Source organism: Gordonia sp. OPL2, from assembly GCF_003797825.1.
GTDB lineage: Bacteria > Actinomycetota > Actinomycetes > Mycobacteriales > Mycobacteriaceae > Gordonia.
Map to the genome: position 1 here is coordinate 22,276 of NZ_RKME01000035.1, position 18,929 is coordinate 41,204.

The 18,929-nt window shown below is 66.6% G+C and carries 21 protein-coding genes; 10 read left to right on the forward strand and 11 right to left on the reverse strand.

Annotated features, from left to right (window positions below; genetic code table 11):
- The first annotated feature begins 256 nt into the window (after nt 1-256).
- Nucleotides 257-1,549, forward strand: coding sequence for an alpha/beta hydrolase family protein (locus tag EEB19_RS23365; protein WP_187589716.1), 1,293 nt, complete (start codon nt 257-259; stop codon nt 1,547-1,549).
- The gene (locus EEB19_RS23370) at nt 1,546-3,693 is read left to right on the forward strand and encodes a bifunctional lysylphosphatidylglycerol flippase/synthetase MprF (protein ID WP_187589717.1); all 2,148 of its coding nucleotides are present in this window, start codon (nt 1,546-1,548) and stop codon (nt 3,691-3,693) included. The genes EEB19_RS23365 and EEB19_RS23370 overlap by 4 nt, the downstream gene beginning before the upstream one ends.
- A gap of 158 nt (nt 3,694-3,851) precedes the next feature.
- Here EEB19_RS23370 and EEB19_RS23375 read toward each other — a convergent pair whose 3' ends face one another.
- From EEB19_RS23375 to EEB19_RS23405, 7 genes are all read right to left on the reverse strand, one after another.
- Nucleotides 3,852-5,273 (reverse strand): alanine--tRNA ligase-related protein, encoded by a 1,422-nt coding sequence (locus EEB19_RS23375; RefSeq protein ID WP_187589718.1) that lies wholly within the window; start codon nt 5,271-5,273, stop codon nt 3,852-3,854.
- Nucleotides 5,274-5,433: 160 nt separating this feature from the next.
- The gene (fdhD, locus tag EEB19_RS23380; RefSeq protein WP_187589719.1) at nt 5,434-6,294 is read right to left on the reverse strand and encodes a formate dehydrogenase accessory sulfurtransferase FdhD; all 861 of its coding nucleotides are present in this window, start codon (nt 6,292-6,294) and stop codon (nt 5,434-5,436) included.
- A gap of 40 nt (nt 6,295-6,334) precedes the next feature.
- The gene (dtd, locus tag EEB19_RS23385; RefSeq protein ID WP_187589720.1) at nt 6,335-6,787 is read right to left on the reverse strand and encodes a D-aminoacyl-tRNA deacylase; all 453 of its coding nucleotides are present in this window, start codon (nt 6,785-6,787) and stop codon (nt 6,335-6,337) included.
- A 60-nt stretch (nt 6,788-6,847) separates the two neighbouring features.
- Nucleotides 6,848-8,209, reverse strand: coding sequence for an LLM class flavin-dependent oxidoreductase (locus tag EEB19_RS23390; protein WP_187589721.1), 1,362 nt, complete (start codon nt 8,207-8,209; stop codon nt 6,848-6,850).
- Nucleotides 8,210-8,215: 6 nt separating this feature from the next.
- Nucleotides 8,216-8,980: an ABC transporter ATP-binding protein gene (locus tag EEB19_RS23395; RefSeq protein ID WP_187589722.1), complete on the reverse strand. Its 765-nt coding sequence runs from the start codon at nt 8,978-8,980 to the stop codon at nt 8,216-8,218.
- On the reverse strand, nt 8,959-9,825 hold the full coding sequence (locus EEB19_RS23400; RefSeq protein ID WP_187589723.1) for an ABC transporter permease: 867 nt from the start codon (nt 9,823-9,825) through the stop codon (nt 8,959-8,961). The genes EEB19_RS23395 and EEB19_RS23400 overlap by 22 nt, the downstream gene beginning before the upstream one ends.
- Nucleotides 9,822-10,913 carry an ABC transporter substrate-binding protein gene (locus EEB19_RS23405; protein WP_187589724.1) on the reverse strand — a complete coding sequence of 364 codons (1,092 nt, stop codon included), beginning with the start codon at nt 10,911-10,913 and terminating at the stop codon, nt 9,822-9,824. Before EEB19_RS23405 ends, EEB19_RS23400 begins: the two co-directional genes overlap by 4 nt.
- Before the next feature lie 215 nt (nt 10,914-11,128).
- Between EEB19_RS23405 and EEB19_RS23410 the strand changes: the two genes are divergently transcribed.
- Complete coding sequence (locus EEB19_RS23410) at nt 11,129-12,007, forward strand: LLM class F420-dependent oxidoreductase (protein ID WP_187589725.1); 879 nt, start codon at nt 11,129-11,131, stop codon at nt 12,005-12,007.
- 99 nt (nt 12,008-12,106) lie between these two features.
- On the opposite strand, the gene EEB19_RS23415 is transcribed toward EEB19_RS23410, so the two are convergent.
- The 4 genes from EEB19_RS23415 to EEB19_RS23430 form a co-directional block, all read right to left on the reverse strand.
- Complete coding sequence (locus EEB19_RS23415) at nt 12,107-12,841, reverse strand: SIMPL domain-containing protein (protein ID WP_187589726.1); 735 nt, start codon at nt 12,839-12,841, stop codon at nt 12,107-12,109.
- Nucleotides 12,838-13,224, reverse strand: coding sequence for a phage holin family protein (locus EEB19_RS23420; protein WP_187589727.1), 387 nt, complete (start codon nt 13,222-13,224; stop codon nt 12,838-12,840). Before EEB19_RS23420 ends, EEB19_RS23415 begins: the two co-directional genes overlap by 4 nt.
- Before the next feature lie 170 nt (nt 13,225-13,394).
- Nucleotides 13,395-13,733 carry an iron chaperone gene (locus EEB19_RS23425; protein WP_187589728.1) on the reverse strand — a complete coding sequence of 113 codons (339 nt, stop codon included), beginning with the start codon at nt 13,731-13,733 and terminating at the stop codon, nt 13,395-13,397.
- 4 nt (nt 13,734-13,737) lie between these two features.
- Complete coding sequence (locus tag EEB19_RS23430) at nt 13,738-14,199, reverse strand: MarR family winged helix-turn-helix transcriptional regulator (protein ID WP_187589729.1); 462 nt, start codon at nt 14,197-14,199, stop codon at nt 13,738-13,740.
- Nucleotides 14,200-14,270: 71 nt separating this feature from the next.
- Between EEB19_RS23430 and EEB19_RS23435 the strand changes: the two genes are divergently transcribed.
- The 7 genes from EEB19_RS23435 to EEB19_RS23465 all read left to right on the forward strand — a co-directional run bounded on the left by EEB19_RS23435 (nt 14,271) and on the right by EEB19_RS23465 (nt 18,926).
- A complete protein-coding gene (locus EEB19_RS23435; protein ID WP_187589730.1) occupies nt 14,271-15,488 on the forward strand; it encodes an FAD-dependent monooxygenase in 1,218 nt (405 codons plus the stop codon).
- Nucleotides 15,489-15,748: 260 nt separating this feature from the next.
- Nucleotides 15,749-15,970: a translation initiation factor IF-1 gene (gene infA / locus EEB19_RS23440; protein ID WP_005170487.1), complete on the forward strand. Its 222-nt coding sequence runs from the start codon at nt 15,749-15,751 to the stop codon at nt 15,968-15,970.
- A gap of 74 nt (nt 15,971-16,044) precedes the next feature.
- Nucleotides 16,045-16,158, forward strand: coding sequence for a 50S ribosomal protein L36 (gene rpmJ, locus EEB19_RS23445; protein WP_005207978.1), 114 nt, complete (start codon nt 16,045-16,047; stop codon nt 16,156-16,158).
- A 233-nt stretch (nt 16,159-16,391) separates the two neighbouring features.
- The gene (gene rpsM, locus EEB19_RS23450; RefSeq protein WP_187589731.1) at nt 16,392-16,760 is read left to right on the forward strand and encodes a 30S ribosomal protein S13; all 369 of its coding nucleotides are present in this window, start codon (nt 16,392-16,394) and stop codon (nt 16,758-16,760) included.
- Nucleotides 16,760-17,167 carry a 30S ribosomal protein S11 gene (gene rpsK, locus EEB19_RS23455; RefSeq protein ID WP_005170497.1) on the forward strand — a complete coding sequence of 136 codons (408 nt, stop codon included), beginning with the start codon at nt 16,760-16,762 and terminating at the stop codon, nt 17,165-17,167. Before rpsM ends, rpsK begins: the two co-directional genes overlap by 1 nt.
- A 24-nt stretch (nt 17,168-17,191) precedes the next feature.
- Complete coding sequence (gene rpsD, locus EEB19_RS23460; protein ID WP_187589732.1) at nt 17,192-17,797, forward strand: 30S ribosomal protein S4; 606 nt, start codon at nt 17,192-17,194, stop codon at nt 17,795-17,797.
- Between the two features lie 76 nt (nt 17,798-17,873).
- Nucleotides 17,874-18,926: a DNA-directed RNA polymerase subunit alpha gene (locus EEB19_RS23465; protein ID WP_187589733.1), complete on the forward strand. Its 1,053-nt coding sequence runs from the start codon at nt 17,874-17,876 to the stop codon at nt 18,924-18,926.
- The last annotated feature ends 3 nt before the right edge of the window (nt 18,927-18,929 follow it).

The following is an 18,929-nucleotide window of genomic DNA, read 5'->3' on the forward strand; positions in this document are numbered from 1 at the left end:
CCGTCGGAGATCGCCGGTGAACAGAAGTTGTCGAATATGCTGCGCGATGTCGATGTGTGCATTACGCTTTCGCTATCTCGCAAGAGAGCGAGGGGGATGCGCCGGTTGGGGTGCCCTTGATACGTTCGATCCGTATGTCCTCCACTGACGGCTTGGTGCCGGTGGTCTGACACCGTTTCGCGTGATCCGGCTGTCTCCACCTCGGGATTCACCGGTTGCGGCCGGCCCCCGAAGTCCATTGCGGCGGAGGGTGGAGATGGGACTTTCCTCGTCACTGTCGATCGTCGGTGGTTGGGTTCCGGTCAGCGTCACCATTCTCGGTATTCTCGGATTCCTCTGGTTGATCGTGTATCCCAGCGTCCGTTACCTGCTCGTCGTGGTGCCCGTGTCGATCGCCGTCGCGGTGGTCGGCACGATCGCGATCCGTTACATCATCGAGGACGTCTGGCATCCCTTTCCCGAGCCGATCCAGACGAAGGTCTACATATCGGGCGGTGTGGCCGTGCTCGCCGCGATCCTCATGGTGGCGCGATTCATCGTGGGACGCGGCGTCGCGCAGAAGCTTGTCACGATCGTCGCGGGACTGTTGGCCATCACGATGGGGCTGTCGCAGATCAACATCAGTTTCGCCGCCTACCCGACCGTCGGTGCACTCATGGGCGACGTCGGTGCGAGTTCGGTGTCGCTCTCCCAACTCGACGATCACAGTCTGCGGGTCGTACCGATCGACGAGTGGCACGAGCCCGCCGGGATGACCGGCGGCGGGCGGATTCTGACGGCCACGATCCCGGGCACCAAGTCCGGCTTCCAGACGCGGCCGGCCAAGATCTACCTGCCGCCCGCCACGTTCACCACGCCCACGCCACGGCTCCCGGTGCTCGTGCTGATGGCCGGACAGCCCGGTTCCCCGGACGACTGGCTGCTCGGTGGCCAACTCGTGAGCACGATGGACGAGTTCGCCCGCACCCATCACGGCCTGACACCGATCGTCGTGGTCGCCGACGCGACCGGAACCGAACTGGGCAACCCGATCTGCGTCGACTCTAAGCTCGGCAACGTCGCCACCTACCTCACCCAGGACGTACCCGATTGGGTCGGAGAGAATCTGCGTAACGCCGACACGGCGCGGACGAAATGGGCGGCGTCGGGACTGTCCTACGGCGGTACCTGCTCGTTGCAGCTGGCGACGAACTATCCCGAGTTGTACCCGACGTTCCTCGACATCTCCGGCCAGCTCGAACCCACCCTGGGATCTCGACAGCGCACGATCGATGTGGCCTTCGGCGGCGACGCCGCCGCCTTCCGCGCCGTGAACCCGATGGACCTGATGGCCACCCGGCAGTATCCGGATTCGGCCGGTGCGTTCGTCGTCGGATCGGGCGACACGGAGTACAAATCGGGCGTGCAAGCCACCTATGAGGCCGCCAAACGTGCTGGGATGGACGTGCACTACTCCGAGGTGCCGGGCGCCCACACGTTCGCGGTGTGGTCGGCCGGCCTGCGTCAGCAGATGCCATGGCTGGCCAAGCGATTGGGGATACCCGAATGAGCGCACCCACCGTCGAGAACGTCGATGAGGCGCCGAGCGCCCTCGTCACACGAATCCGGGCGATCGCGACCGCCCTTGTGCGACTGCCCTTCACCCTGACGCTGTGGGTGCTGGTCTTCGTCCTCGGCCTCGTCACCGGGTCGCTGTGGGATCACGCGAGTCACAAGTCCTGGTATCACGACGTCGCTTTCGGCCTTCCCGCCGTCGAGGAGGGCAAGTGGTGGACACTGCTCACCTCGTCGGTGTTCGAGCCCAGTCCCGGAAAGTACGCCATTGCGCTGGTCCTGATCGCCGTCGGGATCGGCTGGGCCGAATGGCGTCTCGGGACGGCGCGCGTCGCCATCGTGGCGATCGGCGGCAAGATCGTCGCGGAGCTGTTGACGGTGCTGCTGGTGTGGCTGTTCAGCCGCGACTTCACATCGTGGCAGTGGATCGACCACCTGGCGGATTCCCGCGGAACCGGGGTGATCACGATGGTGGTGGCCGCGGTCGCGGTCGCGTCGGCGACGTTGCGATCACCGTGGCGCCTTCGGATCCGTGTCCTGCTGGGTGCCGTCGTGGCGATCACCTTCCTGTTCGAGGGCACCTTCGGCACAGTCCAATACGTTCTGGCCACGATCATCCTGCTGCCCATCGGTGAGCGGTACTTCAGCACCGCCGAACACGGCTACCTGCCCCGGACCCGCCGCGAGGTCCGGATGCTGGGATGCGCGGGTGTGCTGCTCATCGCGGCGGCCAACCTGCTCGTGTTCTTCTTCCCCGGCAGCGGACCGCTCGGGCCGACCGACTCCGGCGACGAGTCCACCTTCTCGATGCTGATCATCCTGGTGATCAACCTGCTGATCGCCGATCAGTTGCGCCGAGGCCGACGATGGGCCTGGTGGGTGGCGATCGTGATCGGTCTCCTCAACGTCGTCGTCACCGTCCTTGTGGTCGCCTTGGTGGCACTGTCGGATTTCGAGGCGGAGGGTGGCGTCACTGTCGGCACGACACTGCTGTGGTGTGTGGTTCTCGCCGTGCTCATCCCGGGCCGATTCGCCTTCCGGGTGCCGTGGCGTACCAAGCGGGTGGGCGCGGGCGAAGGCGATCCCGTCGTTGACGTGAAGGATCTGCTGCACGAGCACGGCGGCGGAACGATGTCGTGGATGATCACATGGCCCGGCAACGAATACCTCTTCACCGACGACGGTGCCGGTGCCGTCGCATATCAGCGGCACATGGGAACGCTGCTCGCGCTGGCGGATCCCGTCTGCGATCCCGCGGGACGTCGGGAGGCGGTCCGGGCTTTCATCGACCTCGCCGAGCGCAGTGGCAAGACACCGTGCTGGTTCTCGGTCGGAGCCGAGACCGCGCAGATCGCCGACGAACTCGGATGGCGCAGTCTGCAGATCGCCGAGGACACCATCGTCGACCTGCCCGAACTGGCATTCAAGGGCAAGCCGTGGCAGCACGTCCGGTCGGCCATGAACAAGGCGAAGAAGGAGAACATCACCTTCCGCTCGGTGGTCCTCGCCGACGAGTCGTTCTCGATCAAGTCGCAGGTGCGGGCGATCTCCGAGGAATGGGTGGGCGACAAAGGGCTGCCCGAGATGGGATTCACGCTCGGCAGCGTCGACGAGGCGATGGATCCCGAAGTGCGCGTGGCACTCGCGCTCGACGACACCGGCAGCGTCCATGGGGTGCTGTCATGGCTGCCCGTGTACGGACCCGCCGGTGGCGACGGGGAGCAGACCGAGCACGGCACCGTCCGCGGCTGGACCCTCGACGTCATGCGCAGGCGCACCGACGGGTTCGGTCCGGTCATCGAGTATCTGATCGCGTCGTCGGCGATGGCGTTCAAAGAGGAGGGGGCGCAGTTCATCTCGCTGTCGGGTGCGCCGCTTGCCCGCAGCGCGGATGCCGCGGAGGAGGAGGGCATGGATCGTCTGCTCGACAGCCTCGGCGCTGCCATGGAGCCGTTCTACGGATTCCGCTCGCTGCACGCCTTCAAGAAGAAGTTCAGTCCCCGCTACGAGCCGGTCTTCCTCGCCTTCCGCGACGAGAGTGACCTCCCGCGAATCGGATTGGCGATCTCCCGCGCCTACCTTCCCGACGCCACACCCGGACAGCTGGTCCGCCTCGCCGCGTCGGGGAAGGGGGACTGACCCTTCGTGGCTTCGTCGCTACGCTCCTCGCACCTCAGGGAGCGGACGTGGCCGTACGCTACGCTCCTCGCACCTCAGGGGGCGGATGATGAGAGGCACACGGTCGTTGATCCCTGAGGAGCGAGCGTGCGAGCGTCACGAAGGGTCCCCGGACCCGACTACTCGTGCGCTCCGAGCTTGGTGGCCGCCTGCGACCTCCGGCGCTGCTCCTCACGGCGGCCGTCGAATTCGGCCCGCCAGTCGGTCGACAGGACCAGACCCTGACGCTGCGCCTCCTCGGTGCTCAGCTCGACCGGAAACCCGAATGTGTCACTGAGCGTGAAGAAGTCGTCGCCGGTGATCGGGCGGTCCTCCTTGGCGATGTGGCGGAGTTCACGCAGGCCCTTGTTGAGGGTGCGGCGGAAGGCGCGTTCCTCCTTCTGGAGGACCTTGACGATGGTCTCGCGTTTGTCACCGACCTCCGGATAGGCGTCGGCGTATATGTCGGCGACGACGTCGACGAGAGGTGCCAGCACGTTGTTCTCCACACCGAGCTCGGTCGCGAACCGGATCGCGCGGCGCAGCAGACGCCGCATCACGTAGCCGGCCTCCCGGTTGCTCGGTGTCACGCCGTCGGCCGCGAGGAAGACGGCGCCGCGCACGTGGTCGGTGACGATCCGCATCGCGTGGGTCTCGTCGTCGTATGACTTCCCGGACAGCTCCTGGAGTTTCTCGATGATCGGCCAGAGCAGGCTGACCCGGAAGACGTCCGGACTGTCGATCGCCGCTGCTGCGATCCGCTCGAGACCGCCGCCGTAGTCGACGTTGCGGTGGGGTAGTTCGGCGAAGCCTGCGCCGTCGTCCCCGACGGTCCGGCGGTACTGCATGAACACCGAGTTGCCGATCTCCAGGTACTGCCCACCGTCGGAGTTCTGGTGGGGGAAGCGACCATACGCGGTATCGTGGGTGACCTGAGGGAAGTAGTAGAAGACCTCCGAGTCCGGTCCGCCCGGGTCACCGACGGGCATCTCGTTCGGTCCGCCGGCCCGCGACCACCAGTTCTTGTCCTGGTAGAAGGCGATCCGGGCGCCTTGATTGCCGACGTCGTTGCCGTGTTCCTCGGTGATCAGGTCGACGCGATCGGCCGAGACGCCGGCGTTCTGGAACAGCTCGGTCCATATGTCGGCACTCTCCTCGTCGCGGGGAATGCCGTGTTCGGTGTCGCCGGAGAACACACTGACGTAGATCCGATTCGGGTCGAGCCCGACGACGTCGACGAGGAACGAGAAGAACATCGGAATCTGTTCGGCCTTGAAATAGTCACCGAGACTCCAGTTGCCGAGCATCTCGAAGAAGGTGGTGTGCCGGTTGTCGCCGACCTCCTCGATGTCCTGTGCGCGAACACAGGGTTGGACGTCGGCGAGGCGGTTCCCGGCGGGATGCGGTTCGCCGAGGAGGAAACGCAGCAGCGGCTGCATGCCGCTTCCAGTGAACAGTGTCGTCGGATCGTCGTGGGGAACCAGCGATGCCCGATCGATGATCGTGTGGCCGCGTTCGGCCATCATCGCGAGGTAGGCGGCCCGGATCTGCTGTGCATCCATGACACGATTCTCCGACTCTAGGGGATGAAACCGGGTGGAACCGGACCACTCCGATGGTTGCGGTCGCTGTCCTAGGAGGCAGCGTAATCGGACAAATGCCGAAAAGTGTGGCGAATGTTGACTGTGGTGAATCAGCTCGGCGACCGGACGGCCGGGAGCCTCAGGACGACCGGGCCGACAACGGCGCCGGTGTGGCGTCGACCCGGTCGGCGTGGGTGTAGACGACCATCGAGTCCCCGCGCGAGAACCCGATGAGCGTGATGCGGCGTTCGTCGGCGAGTTCGGCGGCGAGCGAGGACGGCGCGGAGACGGCCGACAGGACCGGGATCCCGGCCATCGCCGCCTTCTGCACGAGTTCGAAACTGGCACGTCCGGAGACCTGGAGGACTGTGTTGTGCAGGGGGAGTCGCTGCTGGGTGGTCGCCCAGCCGACGACCTTGTCGACCGCGTTGTGGCGGCCGACGTCCTCGCGGACGGCCAACAGTTCGCCGGTCGTCGCATCGAACAGACCCGCCGCGTGCAGCCCGCCGGTTTTGTCGAAGACCTTCTGTTCATCGCGTAACCGGTCGGGGAGGGCCAGCAGCAGTTCGGCGTCGATCGGCGTCGTCAGGGTGCCGACGTCGAACGCCGATCGGGTCGTGACCGATTCGATGCTGTCCTTGCCGCACACGCCGCAGGCACTGGTGATGGGCAGATCGCGGGCGCGAAGCGTCACGGGGATCGTGACGTCCGGTGCGAGGGCGATGTCGAGGACGTTGTAGGTGTTGGCGCCGTCGTCGTCGGTGCCCGCGCAGTACCGCGCCGTCATGACGGCATCCGCGGTGGTGACGACGCCCTCGGACACGAGGAATCCGATCGCGAGCTCGACGTCGTTGCCGGGGGTGCGCATGGTGACGGCGAACCGATCGCCGTCGAGGCGGATCTCCAACGGCTCCTCGACGGCGAGGACGTCGGCACGCGCCGTCGGCGCGATGCCGCGGCGAATCCTGGTCACCCGTCGTCGGGAGGTGATACGTCCCACGAGGTCGACAGTACTGCGCGGAGTGCGACCGTGCCCTCGGTCAGGTGTCGAGGATGAGCGTGACCGGGCCGTCGTTGACGAGGTGGACGTGCATGTGGGCGCCGAATCGGCCGGTCGCGACGTTCGCCCCGGCATTGCGCAACGCCCCGATGACCCGCTCGACGAGCGGTTCGGCGATCGGACCGGGAGCCGCCGCATTCCACGAGGGACGCCGACCCTTCACAGTGTTGGCGTACAGCGTGAACTGGCTGATCACCAGGATCGGGGCGCCGACATCGGAGGCGGACCGCTCACGACCGGCGTCGTCGGTGTCGAGGATGCGCAGCCGCCAGATCTTGTCGGCCAGCCGTACGGCCTGCTCGTCGGTGTCGTCGTGGGTCACCCCGATCAGGGCGACCAGACCGAGGCGGCCGTCGGCGAGGTCGAGCGCACCGACCGTCTTGCCGTCGACGACCACGGAGGCCTCGGAGACACGTTGGACGACTGCTCGCATGCGCACCAGGCTGCCACGTCACGCGATGACAACGACGCGAGGGCCCGGCCGGGGGTCCGTTCAACCTGCGTGCGATGCGACACGCCCGTCGGCGAATCGGCTCACCGGACGGGGTAGACCGAAATGTTCACGCAGCGTGGTGCCCGTGTATTCGGTCCGAAAGAGGCCGCGTTGTCGCAGCAGCGGGACGACGGTCTCGGTGAATGCCTCGAGCCCACCCGGATAGAACGGTGGCATCACGTTGAAACCGTCTGCGGCACCGTGGGTGAACCAGTCGGAGATGGTGTCGGCGATCTGCTCCGGCGTTCCGGCCACCACGCGGTGTCCGCGAGCCCCGGCGAGACGGTGCAGGAGCCCCCGGACCGTCGGCTTCTCACGCGCCACGATCCCCGCGACCACCTGTTTGCGGCTGCGGGTGTTGTCGGTGACATCCCCGGCGTCGCCGAAGATGTCGGGTGGGACAGGGCCGTCGAGATCGAGAGAGGACAGATCGACCTCGGTGATCCCGCGCAACTGATAGAGCCCGTACGCCGGGACGGTGAGTTCGTCGAACTCCCGCTCGAGAGCCCTCGCCTCCCGCTCGGTCCCGCCGATGAAAGGACTGATGCCCGGCAGGATCTTGATGTGATCGGGGTTGCGGCCCAACGACTCTGCACGTGTTCGGATGTCGGCGTAGAAGGCCTGGGCGTGCTCTTTGAGCTGATGGGCGGTGAAGATGGCCTCGGCGTACTGCGCAGCGAACGCGCGTCCGTCGTTCGACGCCCCCGCCTGGACGAGGACCGGATGACCCTGCGGTGAGCGCGGTGCGTTGAACGGGCCACGGACCGCAAGGTGCGTGCCGATGAACTCGGCGCGGTGGATCTTGTCGGTGTCGGCGTAGATCCCTGAGTCGCGGTCGAGGACGACGGCATCGTCCTCCCAGCTGTCCCAGAGTCGAATGGTGGCGTCGACGAACTCGCGTGCCCGCTCGTAGCGGATCGCCGGGTCGGGATGGGCCGGCAGACCGAAGTTCTCGGCTGCCGCCTCACTCGAGGTCGTGACGATGTTCCAGCCTGCCCGTCCCTTGGACAGGAAGTCGAGGCTCGAGAACAGGCGCGCCAGGTTGTACGGCTCGTAATAGGTGGTGGATGCGGTGGCGATCAGGCCGATGCGTTCGGTGGCCGCCGCGATGCTGGTCAGCAGGGTGACCGGCTCGAGTCGCCCGGCGGTGCTGTAGCGGGCTTCCGAGCGCAGGGCCGGGCCGTCTGCGAGAAACACGGCGTCGAAGCGGGCGGCCTCGGCCGTGCGTCCGATCTGCTGGTAGTAGTCGGCGTCGAAAATCCGCTCGGGTTGCGAGGACGGATGCCGCCACGCAGCCTCGTGATGTCCCGCGGGGTAGATGAACGCGTTGAGGTGGAGTTGACGTTTCTGCTCGGCAGGCATGAGTTCCTATCCGTTCGTTGTGGTCTCGACACCGAGCGCCTCGAGGAGCGCTTCGCGGTGTGCGACGAATGCGGGATCGCGCAGTGAGCGGTGCGTTCTGAGGTCGGTGAGGTCACGGTCGGCGACGAATCTGCCGTCGTCGAGGACGAGGACACGGTCGGCGAGGGTCACCGCCTCGTCGACGTCGTGGGTGACGAGCAGCACCCCGGGCCGATACTTGTCGCAGAGCCGACGGAGCAGGGTGTGCATCCGTAACCGTGTCAGTGCGTCGAGCGCGCCGAACGGCTCGTCGGCGAGCAGGAGATCCGGTCGACGTACCAGCGACCGGGCCAGCGCGGCTCGCTGCTGTTCGCCGCCGGAAAGCTCGTTCGGCCAGGCGTTCTCGCGTCCGCCCAGTCCGACGTCGTCGAGTGCGCCCTGTCCGGCCGCCCGGGCATCGCGGCCGGAGAGTCCCAGGATGACATTGGGCAGCACTCGCGCCCACGGCAGCAGTCGCGAATCCTGGAAGACCACCGAGGTCTCCTGCGCCACATCGAGTTCGCCGGTGCCGTCAACGCCGGCGTCCAGACCCGCGACCGCACGCAGCAGGGTGCTCTTGCCGCTGCCGCTGCGTCCGAGCAGTGCCACGAACTCGCCCGACACGATGGTCAGATCGATGCCGTCGAGGACCGCCCGGTCCCCGTAGCGGCGGGTGAGATCGCGTGCGGCGAGCACTGTTCCGTGTCCCGCCTCATCGACGGACGGGCGGTTCAGCCCAGCGACCTGCGCCATGACAGTGCCCTCCTCTCGATCGCACGGACGATGACGTCACCGACGAGACCGAACACGGCGTAGACGACCAGTCCGACGACGACGATGTCGAGCTGTCCGTACACGCGGGCCTGGTTCATGAGATAGCCGACCCCCTGCGTCGCGTTGACCTGCTCGACGACGACCAGGGCGAGCCAGGAGATGGTCACGGCCAGGCGGAGTCCGGTGAAGAACCCGGGAACGGCGCCGGGCAGCGCGACGCGTCGGATGAACTGCCACTGGGAGAGTTTCACGGTCTGAGCGAGCTCGACATAGCGGACGTCGACGCCGCGCAGTTGGGCATGGGTATTGATGTAGACCGGTATCAGCACGCTGGTCGCGATGATGATGATCTTCATCTGGTCGCCGATCCCGAACCAGAGGATCGCCAGTGGGATGATGGCCAGCGTCGGGATGGCACGTTTGATCTGGATGGGTCCGTCGACGATCGCCTCGCCCACCCGGCTCAAGCCGGCGATCAAGGCCAGGACGACTCCGAGAACGACGCCGATGACCAGCGAGATCGACGCGAGACGCAGGGACGCCAGGATGTTCTCCGGCAGCCGGCCGTCGGCCCAGAGTTCCGCCGTCGTCGCGGCGATCGTCCCCGGAGCGGGCAGTGTTCGTGCGTCGATGACACCCGTTGCGGAGCCGACGATCCAGATGAGCAGCAGCAGTGCCGGTCCGACGAGCCATCCGCCCGGGATGCGGCGACCGGGACCGAGGCGACGGCGAGCGTTGCCGTGACGGCGCTCGAGGACCGGAGCCGCGGCCTCGCCAGGCGTCGGGATTCCGGTGGCGGAGTGACGGATCGTCGCCGTTGTCATCGGGCCACGTCTTCCGGTCGGCGGGTTGCGCCGTACTTGCGGACGGCGTCGTCGACCACCGGCGCGAAGCGGAGATCGAAGAGGTCGGCGGACGTCACCGGTTCAGGCAGGGCGTCGGCCTTGTCGAGCAGGTCGATGGTTCCCTGCTGACGTGCGACGAGTGCGCCGTCGAGCGCCGGGATCGCCGTTGTGCCGTTGCTCTGCAGGATCTTCCAGCCGTCGGCCTCGGACACCTTCTGATCGTCGACGTAGTAGGCGTTGATCCATTCCACCGGATGGGTGTTCGTCCAGTGGAAGGCCTGCACGAGTGTGGTGGTGAGGGCCCGCAGTGCAGCGGCCTTCGCGGGCTCGGCCAGCGACTCGCCGCGCGCATACACGTAGCTGAGGCCCTCACTGATCTTTCCGGCGACGGCCGGGTCCACGATGGATGCGCCGTCGCGTCCGTGGTCGCGCAGGTAGCGGGTCAGGCGTGGCTCGTTGAGTGGCGCGACGTCGACCTCACCGGCGCCGAGCGCCTCGGAGAACTCGGCGAGTTGCAGTCGGGTCAGCTCGACGTCGTCGGTCGACAGTCCCGCATTCTGCAGAGCACGGAGGACGACGACCTGCTGGGCCGTACCTTCGGCGTAGGCGATCTTCTTTCCCCGCAGATCGTGGAGGGAGCGGATCGTCGTGCCCGGGCTCGTCGCCAGCGACATGCTCGACGGTTTGACCTCGCGGGCGAGGATGATCGGGACCTGCTGTCCGGTCGCGGCCGCGTGCACAGGTGGTACGTCGCCGACCGGTGCGACGTCGGCGGTGCCGGCGCGAAACGCCTCGAGCACGGCCGGGCCGCCGACGAAGTTGGCGTATTCGACGGCGAACGGAAGTGTCTTCTCGAGTCCGCTGGCCTGCAGCAGAGTCCGGATCTGATTCTGCTGGTCGGCGACGACCAGCGTGGTGCCCGCCGGAATCTCGGTGGGAAGCGGTGTGTCGGTGTTCAATTCCGGCCCAGCGCTCGACGAGCAGGCGGACAGCGTTGTCGCGACGGCGACGAGTGTGACCAGCCAGGCGGATCTGCGTCGTCGAAAGCCGCGCGCGGCCAAAGACATTGATGTGGACGATGCGGTCACGTCTGGAGTACCCCCGGGATGTCAGTCGTCGGTGTGATGTCGATGGATCACCATCACCCGGCGCCTCCGACGTTCCAACCGTTAGACCCCCGCTGGTCTTTTTGTCTGTTTCGTCATCGGAGAGGATTCGGGTGCGGAATCGCCGGGCGGAACCGTGTGGAATCTTCTGCGTGCCCCGTGTCGTTGACCCCGACATGACCAGTGACATCAGCACGAGCACCGCAGAGCACGGCGAGGATTCCGACAAGGCCGCGCACATCGCGCGATTCGGCACGCACGGCACATGGGGATGGCACGGTCGGTTCTCGGCCGACGAGGCACGCCGGATCGAGGAACTCGGACTCGGCACCATCTGGCTCGGCGGCTCGCCCAAGGATCTCCAGCCGGTCCGAGAGGTTCTCGCGGCGACCGATCACATCACCGTCGCCACCGGCATCGTCAACATCTGGAACACCGACGCAGCGGTCATCGCCGACGAGTTCCACGCGCTGGAGACCGATTTCCCCGGACGCTTCTATCTCGGTGTCGGCGCCGGACATCCCGAGGCCACCGCCGAGTACCGCAAGCCGTACGACGCGGTCAGCGCCTACCTCGATGTGCTGGACGAAAAGTCGGTACCGGTGAACCGACGACTGCTCGCCGCGCTCGGGCCCCGGATGCTGCGGTTGTCGGCCGACCGCGCCCTCGGCGCTCATCCGTACCTCACACCACCGGCCCACACGACGGTGGCTCGCGACGAACTGGGAGCCGGCGTGCTCCTCGCTCCCGAGCACAAGGTCGTCGTCGAGACGAATGCCGTCGCGGCGCGGGCCGTGGGCCGTCCGCCGGTGGACCAGCCCTACCTGCATCTGCAGAACTACACGGCGAACCTGAAGCGGCTGGGCTACACCGATGCCGACATCGCCGACGGTGGCAGTGACGAGCTGATCGACGCATTGGTCGCGCATGGTGACGCGGCGTCGGTGCGGCGCCAGGTCGATGCGCACCTGGACGCCGGCGCCGATCACGTCGCCATCCAGGTCCTCGGATCCGAGACTCCCGTCGACGAACTCGCCGCGATCATCGGGGCGTGACCCCACCCGGCCCGGTTGTTTGACGATCGCTGAGGAGCGAGGCGCCGGCTCGTCTGCTTGACGATCCCTGAGGAGCGGGCGAGCCGTCCTGTCCGTGGGTCAGGTCAGCGCGTAGGTGACGGTCACCGAGAAGGTGAGCGTCTGCTGGCCGGGCTCGACGGGGACAGGCGCGGCCGCCACGGACGAATCCCGTTGCAGGGGAGCGGGTTGCTCTTGCCCGCTGGTCGTCTCGGCGATCTTCTGCACCTTGCCGAGCGAGTCGCCGGCGAGGGATGCGTATTGATCGGCCCGCGATCGGGCGTCGTCGAAGGCGGCCTCCCGGGCCTGCTTCATCAACTCGGCGTCGTCGTCGATCGCGAAGGTGACGTTGCTGATCCGGGTGTTGTCGCCGCCGGCGGTGGCGGCCGCCGCGAGGACGGCGGATGCCTTCGCGATGTCGCGGATCGTCACGCGGATCGTGTTGGTCGCCTGATATCCCGAGATCTCACTCGATCCACCGGGTAGCGCGTTCGCGTAGCGGGGACTCAGATCGACCTGTTGGGTCGCCACGTCCTTGCGGTCGACGCCCTGGGCGACGACGGCATCGGTGACCTTCGCGACCTGCTCGCTCGATTCGTTCAGTGCGCTCGAGACGTCCGCGGCGGTCGCCTCGACCCCGATGTCGGCGCGCAGGGTGTCCGGTACACCGGTCACCTTGCCGCTGCCGACGACGGTCACCGTGCGCGGATCGTCACCACCGCCGTCACTTCCGCACGCACTCAGTCCCAGCGCGGCGATGACGGCGACGGCGACGGCGAGTGCGGCCGGCCGGGCCGCGCGGCGCCCGTGCCTCACACCGGTTCCTTGAGCAGCAATGCGAGGGCCCACCCCACGATGGAGATCACGATCGCACCCAGGATCGCCGACCAGAAGAAGCTGTCGACCTCGAGTCCCCAATGGGTGGTGTTGCGGGTGATCCACGCGGTGATCTCCAGCATGAAGGCGTTGATGACGATGTGGATCAGCCCCAACGTCAGGATGTAGAGGGGGATCGAGAGCAACTGCACGATCGGTTTGATGATCGCGTTCACGGCGCCGAAGATCAGTGCCACCACGACGACGATCCCGACCTTCTCCCACGTCGTCGATCCTCCGACGAAGTCGAGACCGGGCACGATGAGGGTGGCGATCCAGAGGGCGAAGCCGGTGAACGCGGAGCGAATCAGGAACGCGGACATGGGCACAGTGTGCCAGGAGAGTCGCCGAACACCCAGCACACGCGTGTCCCGTGCGGGAAGATCGTGGACTTTCGCGGGCCGGTTCGGTGGCGGCCATCGCAGCGGGCATCGTGCTTGCGTGGGTGGCCCTGATCGAAGTGTTGCGCTGACGGCGCCCGGTCCGGATCGGCTCAGATCTGGTCGCGCCGAGCCGTGACCAGGATGCGGATGGCGTCGGCGGGTGGGGGAGCCGACGGCTGGAATCGGATCGTGCCCTTCTCCGTGTCGAAGCCGTCGAGCCGCGGTGCCGCGGCCGCCACCGCGTCCGCGCTGAACGGATAGATGCCGATGTGCTTCTTGGTGCGCATCACCGACAACAGCGGCTTACCGCGGTAGGTGAGGGCCGGCATCCCGTAACCCTTGCCCTGTTCGGCATCCGGCACGACCTCGCGGGCGATCGCGTAGATGGCCTCGACCGCATCGCGATCGGCGGGTTCGAGTCCGGCCAGATAGTCGTCGACGGTGCCCATGTCCTCATTCTCCCGCGTCCACGCGGGTCCGGTGCCGTTCCGTGAGCTCTGACATCGAGTCGAGTAGTTCGCCGAGTGCATCCAACTCGGCGATCGTCCGGTCGTCGAACAGATTCTGCCCTTCGGAGACCATCGGTCCATATGCGGACCAGACCTGCTGCTGTCCGTCCTCGGTGAGCTCGACGAGAACCTTGCGCCGGTCGGTCGGTGCCGCGGTCCGTCGGACGAACCCCTTGTCGACCAGTCGATCGATGAGCGCGGTGGTCGCTGCCGGACGCAATCCGGTGGCCGCGGCGATCTCGCCGGCCGTGCACGGTCTCTCCGACAGCCAGTCCAGACATCGCATGTCGGCCGGTCCCACACCCAGCCTGCGCGCGACAGCGTCGTCGAATGACTGGACCGTCCGCTGGTATCGCTGCATCGCGCGGCCGACGTCGGCCATCGCTGCTTGACGGGTGCGCGCCACCGTGGTTTCCTTTCGAAATACGAAACATTCGAAAATCGAATCATACGATCTTCGTACGAAGGGATGATGTCATGCGAGCTGTGGTGGTGGGCGGGGGAATCGCCGGACCCGCGGTCGCTCTGGCGCTGCAGAAGGTCGGGATCGAACCGTCGGTGGTGGAGGCGCGACCTGCGGACGCCCGCGCGGCGGGTTCCTGGTTCACCATCTCGCCGAACGGTCTGGCCGCGCTGGCCGAGGTGGATGCGCTGCAGCGGGTACGGGCGCTGGGCGTCCCGACGCGCCGAAATGTGATGACCGGCGCCACCGGACGCACACTGGGAACGCTGTCGCTGGGTGCACCGCTCGACGACGGCACCCCCGCGTTGTCGTTCCACCGGCCGCGGCTGGCGTCGGCGTTGCTCGACGAGGTCGCCGAGCGCGGCATCCGGGTGTACGAGGGGACACGTGTCGAGGCGGTCTCCGAATCGGGAGACGTCGTGGTCGTCGACCTCGCCGACGGCCGCCGGCTGACCGCGGACGTCGTCATCGGCGCCGACGGAATCCACTCGGCGGTCCGCGCCTGCATCGATCCCACCGGTCCGGCCGGGCGATATGTCGGACTGACGAACTTCGGCGGCATCACCCGGAACACGCCGCTGTCCGCGGCGCTGGCAGCGGAGTCGTGGACCTTCGTCTTCGGTCGGCGAGCATTCTTTGGCGCGCTGCCCACGCCGGCGGGTGACGTCGTGTGGTTCGCCAACGTCCCGCGCGAGCCGATCTCGCCGGCCGAGCGCGCGGCGACGACCCTCGGCGATTGGCGATCTCAGTTGGTCGAACTGGCCGACGCCGACGACGGTCCGGTGGCCGCGTTGATCCGTGACGGTGAGCTCGAGCTGGCGGGTGACAACACCTTCGACCTGCCAACGGTGCCGATATGGCATCGCGGGCGGATCGGGCTGATCGGCGACGCCGTGCACGCACCCGCGCCCAGCTCGGGTCAGGGGGCGTCGATGGCGCTCGAGGACGCAGTGGTCATGGCGTCGAGCCTGGGCCGCGCCGACACGGTGCAGGAGGGATTGCGTGCATTCGAACACTTACGGCGGCAGCGGGTGGAGAAGATCGTCGCCATGGGCGCCAGGGCGAGCAGCACCAAGACGCCCCGCGGTCTGCGTCGGGTGCTCAACGACACCGCGATGCGCCTGGTGTTCCGGTACGTCGTCACCGAGCGGTCGCAGGAGTGGGTGTTCGCCCATCGGGTGCGGATCGAGACCCCGGCGGGCACCGGCGACCGCGATGCGGGTGGGCGCTGAGTGCGGTCGTCGTTCTGGCGGTTTGGACTGTTCTGCCAGTTCGCGTAACATAGAACGTCGGTGTGCGTCGCATGCCGGTCCTTGCGTGTCCTCGGCCCTGTGGCCGGGGGACATCCGGGTCCGGCGGTGATCACCCTGATGGGATCGATCACCCGATCCGGTGCCATCACCCTAACGGATATACATTGATTCAACCCGGCTTCGCGTCCCGGTTCCGCTCCTGCGGCCACCGAGTTCGCCGAGCCAGGATCGCGGAGGACATGGCGAAAAAAGACGGGGCCATCGAGGTCGAGGGACGAGTCATCGAACCCCTGCCCAATGCGATGTTTCGCATTGAGCTGGAGAACGGTCACAAGGTCCTCGCCCACATCAGCGGCAAGATGCGGCAGCACTACATCCGCATCCTGCCCGAGGACCGGGTCGTCGTGGAACTCTCGCCCTACGACCTCGGTCGTGGGCGCATCGTTTATCGGTACAAGTAAGACTTTCCCCAGACAGGGGTGAGGACAGATCAGGCGCGGCTTCGTCGTGCCTGGACCATCGAGGAGAAGCGGACGTGAAGGTTCAGCCGAGCGTCAAGCCGATCTGCGAGAAGTGCAAGGTGATCCGCCGTAACGGTCGGGTCATGGTGATCTGCGAGAACCTGCGTCACAAGCAGCGTCAGGGCTGATCATCGGCACCCCTCGGGGTCGCTTGAGACGTCGCGCCGGGAGCGAAGCGAGCGGGCGACAGAGTTACAGACAACTGAATACACCTACAGAGCTGAACAGATTCTTGTGAAGCCCTCCTGGCACCAGCACCGACATACGGGTCGGCGCCCACCTCCGGTTCAGAGGCCGGAGCCCTCCGCAGAGAGAGGGGCGGACCAGGAGCAGACCTCTGAGAAGTGAAGGAAACCGCCACATGGCACGTGTTGCTGGTGTGGATCTCCCCCGCGAGAAGCGGCTGGAGATCGCACTGACCTACATCTACGGAGTTGGTCGTACCACCTCCAAGGAGATCCTCGACGGAACCGGGCTCAGCCCCGACCTCCGTGCGAAGGATCTGACCGACGCAGACGTCGCGAAGCTGCGTGAGTACATCGAGAACTCGGTGAAGGTCGAGGGTGACCTGCGTCGCGAGGTTCAGGCCGACATCCGTCGCAAGATCGAGATCGGCTGCTACCAGGGTCTGCGCCACCGTCGTGGCCTGCCCGTCCGTGGACAGCGCACCAAGACCAATGCCCGCACTCGCAAGGGCCCGAAGAAGACGATCGCCGGGAAGAAGAAGTAATGCCACCCAAGTCACGTAGCGCAGGCCCCAAGAAGGGCACCCGCCGTCGCGATAAGAAGAACGTCCCGCACGGCAACGCACACATCAAGTCGACGTTCAACAACACCATCGTGTCGATCACCGATCCCAACGGCGCCGTCATCAGCTGGGCGTCCTCGGGTCATGTCGGCTTCAAGGGCTCGCGCAAGAGCACCCCGTTCGCGGCTCAGCTCGCGGCCGAGAACGCTGCGCGCAAGGCACAGGAGCACGGCGTCAAGAAGGTCGACGTGTTCGTCAAGGGACCGGGCTCGGGTCGTGAGACCGCCATCCGGTCGCTGCAGGCCGCCGGTCTCGAGGTCGGCACCATCTCCGATGTCACCCCGCAGCCGCACAACGGTTGCCGTCCGCCCAAGCGGCGCCGGGTCTAGCGGGAAAGGGAGGACTAGAAAACCATGGCTCGTTATACCGGCCCCGCAACAAAGAAGTCCCGTCGTCTGCGCGTCGATCTGATCGGCGGAGACCAGGCGTTCGAGCGTCGCCCCTACCCGCCCGGCCAGCACGGCCGCTCGCGGATCAAGGAGAGCGAGTACCTGCAGCAGCTGCAGGAGAAGCAGAAGGCCCGCTTCACCTACGGAGTGATGGAGAAGCAGTTCCGTCGCTACTACGAAGAGGCCAACCGTCGCAACGGCAAGACCGGTGACGAACTGCTGAAGATCCTCGAGACCCGCCTCGACAACGTCGTCTACCGGGCCGGCCTGGCCCGGACCCGTCGTCAGGCCCGTCAGATGGTCACGCACGGCCACTTCACCGTCAACGGTGTGAATGTCGATGTGCCCAGCTACCGGGTCAGCCAGTACGACATCATCGACGTCCGTCCGAAGTCGCTGCAGACCGTGCCGTTCCAGATCGCCAAGGAGATCCAGGGCGACCGTCCGGTCCCGGGCTGGCTGCAGGTGGTCCCGTCGACGCTGCGCATCCTCGTGCACCAGGTGCCCGAGCGCGCGCAGATCGATGTGCCGCTGACCGAACAGCTCATCGTCGAGTTCTACTCGAAGTAATACGCCCTGCAGCACAACGCTGCTCGGTTCACCCTCGAGGCCGTCAAATAGCGGTCGGCCAAAGGAGAAACACGAAATGCTCATCTCACAGCGACCCACCCTGACCGAGGAGATCATCGCCGACGACCGGTCGAAGTTCGTCATCGAACCTCTCGAGCCCGGCTTCGGCTACACCCTCGGCAACTCGCTGCGTCGTACCCTGCTCTCGTCGATCCCCGGAGCTGCGATCACCAGCATCCGCATCGACGGTGTCCTGCACGAGTTCACCACCGTCCCCGGGGTGAAGGAGGATGTCACCGACATCATCCTGAACCTCAAGGGCCTCGTGGTGAGCTCCGAGGAGGACGAGCCGGTCACCATGTACGTGCGCAAGCAGGGTCCGGGCACCGTCACCGGCGCCGACATCGTCCCTCCGGCCGGTGTCACCGTGCACAACCCCGACCTGCACATCGCCACCCTGAACGACAAGGGCAAGCTCGAGATCGAGCTCGTCGTCGAGCGGGGTCGCGGCTACGTGCCGGCCGTGCAGAACAAGGCGTCGGGTGCCGAGATCGGCCGTATCCCGGTCGACTCGATCTACTCGCCCGTGCTCAAGGTGACCTACAAGGTCGAGGCCACCCGTGTCGAGCAGCGCACCGACTTCGATCGTCTGGTGCTCGATGTCGAGACCAAGAACTCGATCAGCGCCCGCGACGCCCTGGCGTCGGCCGGCAAGACCCTGGTCGAGCTGTTCGGTCTGGCACGCGAGCTCAACGTCGAGGCGGAGGGTATCGAGATCGGGCCGTCGCCGGCCGAGGCCGACCACATCGCGTCGTTCAGCCTGCCGATCGAGGATCTCGAGCTGACCGTCCGGTCCTACAACTGCCTGAAGCGCGAGGGTGTCCACACCGTCGGCGAGCTGGTGGCACGGACCGAGTCGGATCTGCTCGACATCCGCAACTTCGGGCAGAAGTCGATCGACGAGGTCAAGGTCAAGCTGCACGCTCTGGGACTGTCGCTCAAGGACAGCCCGGCCAGCTTCGACCCGTCCCAGGTCGCCGGTTACGACCCGGCAACCGGAACGTGGTCGGATGACGCGTCGTTCGACGCCGACTCCGGTGAGGATTTCGCTGAAACCGAGCAGCTGTAAGGC